This is a genomic window from Duganella sp. GW821-FHT07F09 (genome assembly GCF_059418705.1).
Genome location: NZ_JBWKQJ010000005.1, coordinates 451,149 through 463,516 on the forward strand (window position 1 = coordinate 451,149; position 12,368 = coordinate 463,516).

Consider the following 12,368-nt stretch of genomic DNA (forward strand, 5'->3'; position numbering starts at 1 on the left):
GTCATGTAAATCAGCCGATCATCTCGTGGTGGGGGTGGATATTACGGCTTTGTCCGGACTGCCCGTATTGATGGTCTGGTTGTAGAAGTAGTTTCGGGCGGCGTCGATGCCGGCGTTGTAGCGGACCGTCGCCATCACGCTCTGGGTATCGATGGTCCATTCCTTGAATGTCGGCACGGTCTGCTCGGTGCGCATTTCAGCGAGGATATCGTCGCGGCCGGCGCCCGCCGCCAGTTTTTGCTGCCAGGTGTTCGCCCAGCTCGCGGTTTGGGGATCGAGCGTATTCAGGGCCAGCGTCTTCAGCAGGATCTTGGCCTGCGATGTGTTGCCGAGGTAGGCATGCGTCAACGCGGCGGATCGGGCGAAGGCGCCGACCTCGCGTGCGCCGTGCCAGGCCGTCAGCGCGCCCTCCAGCGCGGTTTCGCTCAGCTCGGATCGTCCCAGCAATTCAGCGCGGAAATAGGCATAGGCGGCGTCCGCCGATTCGTGATTCAGTTCCCGCGCGTTGAGCAACTGTTGCTGTGCGGTCTGGAGGTAAGCCTGCGCGCCCGCGCCCTGGTGTTGTTCCGCCAGTCGCAGATTCGCCAGACCGGACAAATACACGGCGTCGAAATTACCGGGGTTTTTGGCGATGGCCTGCGCCAGCCACGGCAACGCCTCCTGTGGATTGCCGAACGCGACGCGCGCCCGGTTGAGCGTCATTTGCGCGTACTCGTTCTTTGGGAACTTGCTCGCCTCGCTGGCGATCTTGTTCAGCAGCGCTTCGCCCGCCCGTTTGCCCGGGCATGATTTCACGGCGGCGTCGAGCATGACGAAATCGGTGGCCGCCTCCGGCAGCGCGGTGAAGTTGACGGTCGCGGTCGGCAGGTAGGGCACGTCCACCGTCAATACCTTGACCGAGGTGCGGCGGTAGCGCCACATCTCCGTCCCCAGCTGCGTCGCCTTCAGATCGAAAGCGTCCTCGAACGCCGGCACCGCTTCCTTGCCCTGGTACACCGAGTTCAGGTATTTGCTCAGGCGGCCGCGATTGTCCTCCGAAGACAGCATGTAATGCATCAGTACCCAGGACTTGGCCGCGAATTCGAGGCGCACACCGGCGTCCCCCGCGTAGTTCTTGGCGTTGGCGAGTCTTTGTGCGAGCACGTCTGTGTAATCGAGGCTGTAGCGGTGCCCCTCCTCGAGGAAGTCGAGGTATAGCGCGACGTTCAGCGGCGTTTTACCGACGATCATCTGCGTGTCGGTGAAACGTACGCTGGCGAAATACTGCGCGAAACCATCGATGAAGGCGGCGGGCGAACGGATGTCGGTATGGCGATAAATAAAGTGGCGCGTATAGGCTTCGAAGATGTACGAAAGCCCTTCGTTCTGCGACGTTTCGCCGAGATGGAAGCCGAAGCCCTGCACGCCGGCGGCGCAGCTGCTGTACAGGCCGATGGCGTCGGCCGGCAGCGCGGCGTCGATGGTGTTCAAGCCCTCGACGCGGTTCTGGTAGTAAAAGGTCAGCTTCTGATCCGAGCTATTGGCCTTGCGGTAAGGCTTGGTATATATCCGTAACAGGAAGTCGAGCCGTTCCAGATTGTTGAGCAGTTCGATCGTCGCTTCGCGCTTGGTGTCGGCGTAGACGATGAAGTGCTGGCTTTCGGCGCGGAACCATGGCGATGCCTTCTTGTAGTTGGCGATGGTAACGCTCTGGGTTACTTGCTGCGCCTCGCTTTGTTGAGCGGCGGCGTGGGACATCGTGATGATGCCGAGCGCGGCAAGCGCGCCGGCACAAATGGTGTTGTACATGACTGTCTCGTGTGAAATTTTTTAGTACGATAGCACAATCGATGTATTTATTTGCAACCATTTTTACCAAGACAGCTCGTCCTGTTGCATGGGCTTGACCTTATAGTGGCTTCAGGGTTTCTAATGGCGGCTACACAGGGAAAGGAATGCTCATGAATGACTGCTGTTCTGGAGGTTGCGCGCCTGGCAAGCCGGTGGCCGGTCCGCGTTATCGGCGCATCTTGTGGATCGCGCTGATGGTCAATACGGTAATGTTCGGCGTGGAGTTGGCCGGTGGACTGGCCAGCAATTCGGTCGCGCTGCTGGCGGATGCCGTCGATTTTCTCGGCGACGCGGGCAATTACGCGCTGTCCTTGCTGGTATTGGGTTCGACGCTGGCGTGGCGTTCGCGCACGGCCTTGTTCAAGGGCGCGACGATGGGGGCGTACGGCGTCTTCGTGCTCGGCAAGGCCGCGTGGCATATGGTGTCGGGACCCGTGCCCGAGCCGGTGATGATGGGGAGCATAGGTTTCGCCGCGCTGATCGCCAACGGCACGGTCGCGTTGCTGTTGTACGCCTACCGCGACGGCGACGCCAACATGCGCTCGGTGTGGCTGTGCACGCGCAACGACGCCATCGGCAACGCCGCCGTCATGCTGGCGGCGCTGGGCGTGTTCGGCACGCAAAGCGGCTGGCCGGATATCGGCGTCGCGCTGGTCATGGGCTGCCTGGCCCTGAGCGCCGCGCGCCAGGTCGTCAAGCAGGCGAGGGCGGAGATGCGAAAGGGCCCGGAAACGACAGCGCCGGCGGAAATGGCGCAACGCCCAAGGACGATGAAAATATCTGAAATACGTAGGGCGGATTAGCCGAAGGCGTAATCCGCCATTTATGAGCCGCCAACGGAGCATGCGTTGGCGGATTACGCTTCGCTAATCCGCCCTACGTGGTTCAGAACGGAGATTAGTTCAACTTGCCCGCGCCGGCCTTTGCCGGCACCGCAGTCTGCGCCGTGGCCGCCGTCTGCAACGTGTAGGCATACGGCGGCGTCCACGTGTTCGCCGCGCTTGGCGGCGCAAATCCGCACTGTCCATCGATCGCGCTGGTGCCCGACCGGTCGCTGTTGAAGATATGCCCCGACGAACGGAAGCCAAGGAAGCTCTTGCCCTTGATGACCTTGCCGCAGAAGTCCTCCACTTTCAATCCTTCGATGGTGTAGTAGTTATTCTGCAGTAGCATGTTCGACTGGTAGCGTGCGTCGCTGCCGCCCGCGAACTTGAGGTCCGGGTTGGTGGTGGTGGTGCTGCCGGTGACGACGTTGTTGAACATGTGTACCTGGCCAAAGCGATTCAGCGGCAGGCGCGTGGTCGCGCCATTCCACCAGTTGCCCGAGAACGTCACGTGCAGGCGGCCGGCGTCGCTCCAGGCGCGGCCGGAATCGCCGTTGCCCACCAGCGTGGTCTTGTGGTGTTTGGCGAACAGGCTGTTGGCGATGGTGACGTAGTCGCTGCCGCGCACGACGTCGAGCGCGCCGTCGTGCCGGGTTTTGTAGGTGCCGGTCGCCATCGAATCGGGCGTGTCGCCGTCGCTGACCGTCAAGTGGTCGATGTAGATATTCTGCGCGCGTCCCAGTGTGATGCCGTCGGCGTAGGCGTTGGCCGAATCCTCGGGGTTGACGTCCCATGGCGTGTCGAGCACCAGGTTGCGCACGATAACGTTGCGGGTCCAGGTCGGATAGTCGTCGCCGTCCTTGCCGTCGGCGATCCATTTCTTGAAGTCCGATTCCGGATCGCCGCCGGGCGCCAGCGCCAGCTCGCCGCCGATCAGCAGGGCGGTGCCGCTGATGCGTGCCGGCCGGCCCTGCGCATCGTTGATACCCACCAGGGTCGTGTTCGACGGCAGGCTGATCGAGCCGCCGAACTTCTGGTCCGAATAGCTGGTGTACTCGCGGAAGACGGTATTGTTCTGGCTCCAGCGCAGATCGATATGGCCGATCACGCGGATGATCTTCGGCTCGTTGCCGGCCTGCTGGATGGCGGCGATCAACTGCTGGCCGTTGTAGACGGTATAGACGCGGTTGGCGGTGGCCGAACCGCCGCCCGTCACCACCACATTGCCCTTGCGCGACCAGGCATGCCAGCCGGCGGTCGGCGCGCTTTGACGCTCGAAGGTGAGCACGCCGCCGGTCGGATCGGCCGACGCGAACTGCCATGTCGGCAGCTTGGGCGCGGCCATGTAGCTGGCGGGATCGTGCTTGCCGTCCACCAGCACCGGGGCCGAGTAATTGCGCACGCCGTACTGGGCGGTTTGCAGCGGGGTGCTGGCGCCGACCAAGGTGGCGGCGTCGATGGCGGCTTGCGCGGAAGTGGCCAACAGGATGCTGGCGGCGAGGACTGTGAGTTTCATGAGTGTCTCCAATGTGGAAGTAACGTGCGGCGTGCGTTCTTTGGTGAACGCTTCGTTTTCTGCTCGCGCTACGATCCGTACCCGCGTGTGGACGCCTTGCCTGATGCAATGCGAGGTCGAATTTCGATCGCGATTTTCGATCAAAACCGACACCAATATCGGCCGAAGGCGGTGGCGGTAGGCCACTGCGGGTCGCGACGGATATTTTCCAACTGGGTGGGTACGGACAAACATTCAGCATCCGGACAGCGATGGCTGAAACAGGCACCTTGCGTACCTGTCGCCGTTGCGAGGAGGGCGGTGGGCCGAGTTCGCGCAGGTCAGAGAACCGGCGCCGGCGCACCCTGAAGGGCGCGTATCGGCGTCGATGGATGAATACTAATCCCGAAGAAAGAAATTTGCAATGTTGGGTTTACGTTACACTCGGCCGCGCCTCACTTCGGCTTGCGGGAAGACCAGTGCACGTGCGTGATCAGCCATTGCTCTCCCTGCTTTTCCAGCAGCGCCGTCTCGGTGCCGAACAGGTGCACGCTTTTGTTCTGGTATTTACCCGTGGTCTCGGTCTCCCGCATCACGACCGCCAGCTTGCCGTCGACGCGCTCGGTCTGCTTGAGCACCTTGCTGGACGTGGCCTTCGCGAACGCCATGTCCGCCGGCAGGTGGTGGCCGGCATACTCGTCGCGTGAGCGCTCGACGTGGCCGGACTCGTAGATCTGTATCGTTGAACTCAGCAAGGCGCCGGCCTGGTCGGCCTTGCCCGAGGCGAGCGCCTCGTGGAAGGCCGCCACCGTTTCGGCGGGCGTGGCCGCGAGCAGCGACAGGCTGATCGAGGAAAGGGCGATGAAGGAAGTGAATCGACGCATGCGGGCTCCGAAAGATAGTCGAGTGGGATTGCGGTGCGCAATTAAAACAGCCGCCGCCGCCGCTGGCAAGCCACCCGAAAAAATACCTGCACCGATGCAAATTGCGCTTGACCTTCCGTCCGTGGGAAGGTGCATAACCCTTAAGGGGCTTGACCTTTCCATCGCAGGGTTTACATTGGCGGCCAAGTTGGCCGCGACCGGCTCGCCACGTGGAGCGAGCGCCCGAACCCACAGGAGCATCCCATGACCGAGAGCGAACATCAGCACCATCATGAAGGGCATCACGGGCATCCGGGGCATCGCGCCGGGCCCGGAGAGGCTGCCTGCGCGGCGTCGGCGACCCAGGCGCCGGATGGCGCGGTTTATACCTGTCCCATGCATCCACAAATCCGGCAGCCGGCCCCGGGCAGCTGCCCGATATGCGGCATGGCGCTCGAACCGGTCATGCCGGCGGTGGATGACGGGGAAAATCCCGAGCTGGTGGATTTCCGGCGGCGGTTTTGGTGGACGCTGCCGCTGACCGTCGTCGTGTTCGCGCTGGCCATGTTCGGCCACATGGTATGGGGTTCGTCCTTGCCCGGCCAGAACTGGATCGAGTTCGCGGTCGGCACGCCGGTGGTGGTGTGGGCCGGGTGGCCGTTCTATGTGCGTTGGGCGCGATCGATCGCCAACGCCAGTCCGAACATGTGGTCCCTGATCGGGACCGGCGTGCTGGCCGCGTATGGTTACAGCGTGGTGGCGACGCTCGCGCCCGGGGTCTTTCCGCCATCGTTCGCGGCGCACGGCCCGATCAGCGTGTATTTCGAAGCGGCGGCCGTCATCGTCACACTGACCTTGCTCGGGCAGATACTGGAACTGCGCGCCAGGTCACAAACGTCGGCGGCGATCAAATCGCTGCTGGGCCTGGCGCCCAGGACGGCGCGGCGCATCGCTGCCGATGGCGGCGAGGAGGACATCCCTTTGACGCATGTGCACGTGGGCGACGCGTTGCGCGTGCGTCCCGGTGAGAAAGTGCCGGTGGACGGCGTCGTGGCCGAAGGGGAGAGCGCGGTCGACGAATCGATGCTGACCGGCGAGCCGGTGCCGGTGACCAAGCGCGAAGGCGACAAGCTGATCGGCGCGACGATCAACACCAGCGGCAGCCTGGTCATGCGCGCGGAAAAAATCGGCGCCGACACCATGCTGTCGCAGATCGTGCAAATGGTCGCGCAGGCGCAGCGCTCGCGCGCGCCGATGCAGCGGCTGGCCGACAGCGTGGCCGGCTACTTTGTGATCGTGGTGGCCGCCATCGCGCTGCTGACCTTGGCCGTGTGGGGCTTTTACGGGCCCGAGCCGAGCTGGGTATTTGGCTTCGTCAACGCGGTCGCGGTGCTGATCATCGCGTGCCCTTGCGCGCTCGGCTTGGCCACGCCGATGTCGATCATGGCGGCCACCGGACGTGCGGCCACCCAGGGGGTGCTGTTTCGCGACGCCGCCGCCATCGAAGGCCTGAAGAAGGTCGACACGCTGATCGTCGACAAGACCGGCACGCTGACTGAAGGCAAGCCCGCCTTCGACCGCGTGGTCGCCGCCGACGGCTTCGACGAGGATGGTGTGCTGCGGCTGGCGGCGAGCATCGACCAGGGCAGCGAGCATCCGCTGGCGCATGCCATCGTCAGCGAGGCGAAACGGCGCGCGCTGCCGTTGAACAAGCCGGAATCGTTCGAATCGTCGAGCGGCATCGGCGTGCGCGGCGCCGTCGGCGGGCAACGCATCGCGCTGGGCAACACCGCGTTGATGGAGGCGGACGGTGTCGACTGGAAGCCGCTGGGCCAGGCGGCCGAGGCGTTGCGGGTGGAGGGCGCCAGCGTGATGTATCTGGCGGTGGACCAGCGCATCGCCGGACTGCTGGCGGTGTCGGATCCGATCAAGGCCAGTACCGGCGAGGCGCTGAGGGGCCTGTATGCGGACGGCGTCAACGTCATCATGGCGACCGGCGATGGCGTGAGCACGGCGAAATCCGTAGCAGCCAGGCTGGGCATCGGCGAGTACTACGGGGAGGTCAAGCCACAGGACAAGCTGGCACTGGTGGAAAAGCTGCAACGGCAAGGCAAGGTGGTCGCGATGGCCGGCGACGGTATCAATGACGCGCCCGCGCTGGCCAAGTCGGACGTCGGCATCGCCATGGGCACCGGGACCGACGTCGCCATCAACAGCGCGCATGTGACGCTGGTCAAGGGCGACCTGCGCGGCATCGCGCTGGCGCGGGGCATCTCCGTGGAGACGGTGCGCAATATGTGGCAGAACCTCGGCTTCGCCTTCATCTACAACGCGCTGGGCATCCCGCTGGCGGCAGGCGTGCTGTACCCCTTCACCGGACAATTGCTGTCGCCCATGATCGCGGCGCTGGCGATGAGTTTGAGCTCGGTGTCGGTCATCGCCAACGCGCTGCGCCTGCGCCGCAAAACATCGGCCCCGGCCTCGCCGGGCGGGCCGCTCACGGCTCGGTCGGCATAGATGCCGGGCCGCCGCGCGCGCCGCCCTTGACCGCGTGCAGATAAAAACCCAGCGAGACGATCGACATCGCCAACAAAATGACCAGCAAGGCGGCCGGGCTGGCGTAGCCGCTCAAAATCGCCGCCGCGACGATAGGCCCCGCCGCCTTGGCCGCCAGCGATGGCCCCGCCATCGCGCCGGAAATGGCGCCGTAATTGGCGCGGCCGAACATCGCCTGCGGAATCGTGCCGCGCACGATCGTCAGCACGCCGTTGCTCATGCCGTAAAGCACGCAGAACAAGGCTGCGGCCCAGGCCTGGGTGCCGAACAGCAGCAACGCCAGCACCGCCGCCGGCAGCGCGGAAAAGGTGAACTTGCCGACCGTTTGCGGCAGCGCGTCGCGCAGCAGGGTGCGCTCGCAGATGCGGCCCGCGACTTGCGCCGGTCCCATCAAACTTGCCATCAGCACGGCGATGGCCGCGCTGTGGCCCAGGTCCGTCAGCAGCGGAATCAGGTGCACCGACAACGCCGAGAAAATGAAGATATTGGCCGAAAACGCGAACGCCAGCATCCAGAACGCCGGATGGCGCAACGCTTCGGCCAGGGTATGGCTGGGCTCCGCCGGCGCGTTGTGAACCGGCGCGGCGGGCGTGTCGCATCCAAGCATCATATGCAGCGGCAGGCACAACAGTAGTTGCGCCATGCCGAACCAGAAATACGTGTCGCGCCAGCCGATCAGCGTGCTCAGCTTCAAGGTCAGCGGCCAGAACACGGTGCTGGAGAAGCCGCCGAACAAGGTCAGCGTCGAGATCGCCTGGCGGCTGTTGAGATGGAACTTGCGGTTGATGGTGGCGAACGCCGCCTCGTACATCGTCAGCGACATGGCGACGCCCAGCACGGTCCAGGCGCCGAAATAGGACAGCGTGTCGCCGGCCCGGCTGAGCCAGACAAGGCCGGCGCCGCACAGCATGGAGCCGGCCGCCATGATCCACTGGCCGCCGAAGCGGTCGAGCAGGATGCCGGCCGGCGTGGCGACCAGGCCCGAGACCAACAGGCTCCACGAGAAAGCGCCGTAGACCATCTCGGAACGTAGTCCCAGCTCGCGCCCGATGGCCGGGGCGACGATCGAAAAGGCGTAGTACACCGAGCCCCATGTGGCAATTTGCGTGAAGGCAAGTATGCCGACGGTGCGCCAGGAATGTGGCATCAATCTCTTTCTTAGTCCTGCGATGTATAAAGACTTGGCGGGCGCCTTCAGTCGGTCGTCAAAGACATGGACATCAAGGTCGCCGAAGCGGGACATGCGCCCTGAAATTCGCGCGAGGCGTGCAGCGCGGGGGGAACCTCGACGCGGGTGCTCTCCGTGAATCCGCGCCGGGCAAAGAACGCCGCGGCAGTGGTCGTCAGCAAGTACAGCTTGGCAATGCCGCGCGACCTGGCTATCGCCTTGAGTGCGTCGAACAGCAGGCCGCCCGTACCGCCGCCACGCCGGTTGGCCGACACCACCACCGAGCGTAGCAATGCCGTCGCGCCGTAATGTTCCAGCGCGCCGGCGCAGACGATCGCGCCATCGAACTCGCCGACGATAAAGCTGTCCAGATGCTCTCGCGCGCCGTCCAGCGGCAAGCGCGCGTCATTCAACATGGCTTCGATGGCGCCCCAGTCGGCGGCGGTGGCCGGCCGGAATGCCGGGATGCGCGCGGGTAGGCTGCTCATATCTCTCCTGTTTGTTGTTCGGCACACCAGCTTGCCTAAAGAATAATTCCCTGTCATCAAACTGTCAATATACTTCGATAATATTTGAAATGTCGTAGTCTTCGGGTTATGATACTTCAATCATTATCGAATTATGGAAGCAGGATCATGGAAACCAAGGATGTGTTGGCGGCGCTGGCGGCCATCGCCCAGGAGAGCAGGCTGGCGATTTTCAGGCTGCTGGTGCAGATCGGTCCTGGCGGCATGGCGGCCACCAAGATCGCCGAGCACCTGGACATCGCCCCTTCGTCGCTGTCGTTTCACCTGAAGGAACTGACCCACGCCAAGCTGATCACCTCGCGCAGCGAGGGGCGATTCATCATCTACTCGGCCGACGTCGCCGTCATGAACGGCCTGATCGGCTACTTGACGGAGAACTGCTGCGGTGGCGTTCCTTGCGGCCCGGCCGGCTGCTGAACAGATTCACTATCCACATCAACCCGGAGAATTCACATGCAAGAAAAAGCCTATAACGTCCTGTTCCTATGCACCGGCAACTCCTGCCGTTCCGTCATCTCGGAAGCCACTTTCAACCACCTGGCGCCGGCCGGGTTAAAGGCGATCAGCGCCGGCAGCCAGCCGGCGGGCAAACTGCATCCGCGGGCGGTGTCACTACTTGGCAGCAAGGGCATCTCGACCGAAGGCTATTTCAGCAAATCCTGGAACGATCTGCCGGTGACACCGGACATCGTCGTCACCGTTTGCGGCAGCGCCGCCGGCGAAACCTGCCCGGCCTACCTGGGATCGGTGACGCGCACGCATTGGGGCGTCGCCGACCCCGGCCACGTGGTCGGCACGGAGGAAGAGATCGACGCCGCGTTCGAGCACACCTACGGCATCATCCGCGCCCGCATCGAAGCCTTCCTCGCGTTGCCGCTGGCGGAGCTCTCGAAAGACAAGGCCGCACTGAAGGCCGAGCTCGATAAAATCGGTCACATCACCACCTAAACCAAATCCGGGGTCAGGTCCACCATTGCTACACGTCCTCATCTGTATCGGCGATTAATCGACGCTACGGTCGTGCTCGTGTAGCAATGGTGGACCTGACCCCGGAGTATGAAGGACTCGCCGTGCTTGCTGCATTTTTGATTTTTGTCGCTACATTGATTCTGGTTATCTGGCAGCCGCGCGGGCTGGGCATCGGTTGGAGCGCGGCCGCCGGCGCCGTCGTGGCGCTGCTGGCCGGCGTGATCCATGTCGCCGATATCCCGGTGGTGTGGCACATCGTTTGGAACGCCACCGGCACCTTCGTGGCGGTGATTATCATCAGCCTGTTGCTGGACAAGGCCGGCTTCTTCGAGTGGGCAGCGCTGCATGTGGCCCGCTGGGGACGGGGCAGCGGCACGCGCTTGTTCGTGCTGCTGGTCCTGCTGGGGGCCACCGTGGCGGCGCTGTTCGCCAACGACGGCGCGGCGTTGATCCTGACGCCCATCGTCATCGCCATGCTGCGCGCGCTGCGCTTTTCCGCCAAGGCCACGCTGGCCTTCGTGATGGCGGCCGGCTTTATCGCCGATACGGCCAGCCTGCCGCTGGTGGTGTCCAACCTGGTCAACATCGTGTCGGCCGATTATTTCGATATCGGCTTTGCCCGCTATGCCGCCGTCATGGCGCCGGTCAACCTGGTTTCCGTGGCCGCCACCCTGGCCGCGCTGATGTGGTTCTTCCGCAAGGACATCCCGGCCAACTACGAGCTGGCCCAGCTGAAAGCGCCTGACGAGGCGATCCACGACCGCGCCACCTTCATCACCGGCTGGTGGGTGCTGGGCCTGCTGTTGGCCGGCTTCTTCTGGCTCGATCAACTGGGCGTGCCGATCAGCGCGGTCGCGGCGGCCGGCGCGGCCTTGCTGTTGGCGGTCGCCGCGCGCGGCCATAAGATCTCGACGCGCGACGTCGTCCGCAACGCGCCGTGGCAAATCGTGGTCTTCTCGCTGGGCATGTACCTGGTGGTGTACGGCTTGCGCAACGCGGGTCTGACCGGTTACCTGACCGGCGTCCTCAACCAATGCGCCGGCTATGGCGTGTGGGGCGCGGCGCTGGGCACCGGCCTGATCACGGCGTTGCTGTCGTCGATCATGAACAATATGCCGACCGTGCTGATCGGCGCGCTGTCGATCGACGCGACCACGGCCCAGGGCGCGGTGCGCGAGGCGATGATCTATGCCAACGTCATCGGTAGCGACCTCGGCCCGAAAATCACGCCGATCGGCAGCCTCGCCACGCTGCTGTGGCTGCACGTCCTGTCGAGCAAGGGCATCGAGATATCGTGGGGCTATTACTTCCGCGTCGGCATCGTGCTGACCTTGCCGGTGCTGTTGATCACGCTGGCCGCGCTGGCCTTGCGTTTGGCTTAAACACATGAACAATCTGGACTAAACATGGAAAAGATCACCAACCTGCCCAACATCAATCCCGACCAGCTCGACCTGCCGAGGCTGGACAAGCTGGCCCAAGTCGGCGACCTGAGCCACCCGCCGCGCATCCTGATGCTGTACGGCTCGCTGCGGGAACGCTCGTTCAGCCGCTTCCTGACCGAGGAGGCGGCCCGCATCCTGGAGCACTTCGGGGCCGAGGTGAAGATCTTCGATCCGATGACGTTGCCGATGGCCGGCAGCGTGGCGGACGATCATCCGAAAGTGGTCGAGCTGCGCGAACTGTGCATGTGGTCCGAGGGCCAGGTGTGGTGCAGCCCGGAGCGCCACGGCGCCGTCACCGCCGTGATGAAGAACCAGATCGACTGGATTCCGCTGGAGATGGGCGCGATCCGTCCCAGCCAGGGCCGCACCCTGGCGGTGATGCAGGTCTGCGGCGGTTCGCAATCGTTCAACGTGGTCAATACGCTGCGCCTGCTCGGGCGCTGGATGCGCATGTTCACCATCCCGAACCAGTCGTCGGTGCCGATGGCGTACAAGGAGTTCGACGACGCGGGGCGCATGCGGCCCTCGGCCTACTACGACCGCGTGGTCGATGTGATGGAGGAGCTGTTCAAGATGACGCTGTTGCTGCGCGGCCGGTCGGACTATCTGACGGATCGTTACAGCGAGCGCAATGAACGGCAAATGAAGGCGATCGACGCCGCCATCAAACGGATCTGAACGGCTTGCCCTG

At 63.9% G+C, this 12,368-nt stretch carries 11 protein-coding genes; 6 read left to right on the top strand and 5 right to left on the bottom strand.

Going from position 1 to position 12,368, the window contains the following annotated elements; translation table 11 throughout:
* Positions 1-18: 18 nt before the first annotated feature.
* On the bottom strand, positions 19-1,788 hold the full coding sequence (locus AC07P1_RS16335) for a tetratricopeptide repeat protein (protein WP_494696802.1): 1,770 nt from the start codon (positions 1,786-1,788) through the stop codon (positions 19-21).
* 152 nt (positions 1,789-1,940) lie between these two features.
* Between AC07P1_RS16335 and AC07P1_RS16340 the strand changes: the two genes are divergently transcribed.
* Positions 1,941-2,633 carry a cation efflux transmembrane domain-containing protein gene (locus tag AC07P1_RS16340; protein ID WP_494696803.1) on the top strand — a complete coding sequence of 231 codons (693 nt, stop codon included), beginning with the start codon at positions 1,941-1,943 and terminating at the stop codon, positions 2,631-2,633.
* Between the two features lie 94 nt (positions 2,634-2,727).
* Here the strand turns inward: AC07P1_RS16340 and AC07P1_RS16345 are convergent, their stop codons facing one another.
* Together AC07P1_RS16345 and AC07P1_RS16350 are read right to left on the bottom strand one after the other, a co-directional pair.
* Complete coding sequence (locus AC07P1_RS16345) at positions 2,728-4,170, bottom strand: pectate lyase family protein (RefSeq protein WP_494696804.1); 1,443 nt, start codon at positions 4,168-4,170, stop codon at positions 2,728-2,730.
* A gap of 434 nt (positions 4,171-4,604) precedes the next feature.
* Positions 4,605-5,033, bottom strand: coding sequence for a YybH family protein (locus AC07P1_RS16350; RefSeq protein WP_315219935.1), 429 nt, complete (start codon positions 5,031-5,033; stop codon positions 4,605-4,607).
* A 243-nt stretch (positions 5,034-5,276) separates the two neighbouring features.
* Here AC07P1_RS16350 and AC07P1_RS16355 point away from each other — a divergent pair, with 243 nt between their 5' ends.
* The gene (locus AC07P1_RS16355) at positions 5,277-7,529 is read left to right on the top strand and encodes a copper-transporting P-type ATPase (protein ID WP_494696805.1); all 2,253 of its coding nucleotides are present in this window, start codon (positions 5,277-5,279) and stop codon (positions 7,527-7,529) included.
* Here AC07P1_RS16355 and AC07P1_RS16360 read toward each other — a convergent pair.
* Positions 7,510-8,715: an MFS transporter gene (locus tag AC07P1_RS16360; protein WP_494696806.1), complete on the bottom strand. Its 1,206-nt coding sequence runs from the start codon at positions 8,713-8,715 to the stop codon at positions 7,510-7,512. The genes AC07P1_RS16355 and AC07P1_RS16360 overlap by 20 nt on opposite strands.
* A gap of 47 nt (positions 8,716-8,762) precedes the next feature.
* Positions 8,763-9,224, bottom strand: coding sequence for an arsenic resistance N-acetyltransferase ArsN2 (arsN2, locus tag AC07P1_RS16365; RefSeq protein WP_494696807.1), 462 nt, complete (start codon positions 9,222-9,224; stop codon positions 8,763-8,765).
* 147 nt (positions 9,225-9,371) lie between these two features.
* On the opposite strand from arsN2, the gene AC07P1_RS16370 reads away from it, so the two are divergent.
* The 4 genes from AC07P1_RS16370 to arsH all read left to right on the top strand — a co-directional run bounded on the left by AC07P1_RS16370 (position 9,372) and on the right by arsH (position 12,355).
* Positions 9,372-9,680, top strand: coding sequence for an ArsR/SmtB family transcription factor (locus tag AC07P1_RS16370; RefSeq protein ID WP_363495277.1), 309 nt, complete (start codon positions 9,372-9,374; stop codon positions 9,678-9,680).
* Positions 9,681-9,716: 36 nt separating this feature from the next.
* Positions 9,717-10,211, top strand: a complete 495-nt coding sequence (locus AC07P1_RS16375; RefSeq protein ID WP_494696808.1) for an arsenate reductase ArsC — start codon at positions 9,717-9,719, stop codon at positions 10,209-10,211.
* 122 nt (positions 10,212-10,333) lie between these two features.
* Positions 10,334-11,614: an arsenic transporter gene (locus AC07P1_RS16380; protein WP_494696809.1), complete on the top strand. Its 1,281-nt coding sequence runs from the start codon at positions 10,334-10,336 to the stop codon at positions 11,612-11,614.
* A 24-nt stretch (positions 11,615-11,638) separates the two neighbouring features.
* Positions 11,639-12,355 (top strand): arsenical resistance protein ArsH, encoded by a 717-nt coding sequence (gene arsH / locus AC07P1_RS16385; protein ID WP_494696810.1) that lies wholly within the window; start codon positions 11,639-11,641, stop codon positions 12,353-12,355.
* The last annotated feature ends 13 nt before the right edge of the window (positions 12,356-12,368 follow it).

Coding starts and splice junctions, on each gene's coding strand:
- AC07P1_RS16335 (WP_494696802.1), bottom strand. CDS start 1,788: ATGTACAACACCATTTGTGCCGGCGCGCTTGCCGCGCTCGGCATCATC.
- AC07P1_RS16340 (WP_494696803.1), top strand. CDS start 1,941: ATGAATGACTGCTGTTCTGGAGGTTGCGCGCCTGGCAAGCCGGTGGCC.
- AC07P1_RS16345 (WP_494696804.1), bottom strand. CDS start 4,170: ATGAAACTCACAGTCCTCGCCGCCAGCATCCTGTTGGCCACTTCCGCG.
- AC07P1_RS16350 (WP_315219935.1), bottom strand. CDS start 5,033: ATGCGTCGATTCACTTCCTTCATCGCCCTTTCCTCGATCAGCCTGTCG.
- AC07P1_RS16355 (WP_494696805.1), top strand. CDS start 5,277: ATGACCGAGAGCGAACATCAGCACCATCATGAAGGGCATCACGGGCAT.
- AC07P1_RS16360 (WP_494696806.1), bottom strand. CDS start 8,715: ATGCCACATTCCTGGCGCACCGTCGGCATACTTGCCTTCACGCAAATT.
- arsN2 (WP_494696807.1), bottom strand. CDS start 9,224: ATGAGCAGCCTACCCGCGCGCATCCCGGCATTCCGGCCGGCCACCGCC.
- AC07P1_RS16370 (WP_363495277.1), top strand. CDS start 9,372: ATGGAAACCAAGGATGTGTTGGCGGCGCTGGCGGCCATCGCCCAGGAG.
- AC07P1_RS16375 (WP_494696808.1), top strand. CDS start 9,717: ATGCAAGAAAAAGCCTATAACGTCCTGTTCCTATGCACCGGCAACTCC.
- arsH (WP_494696810.1), top strand. CDS start 11,639: ATGGAAAAGATCACCAACCTGCCCAACATCAATCCCGACCAGCTCGAC.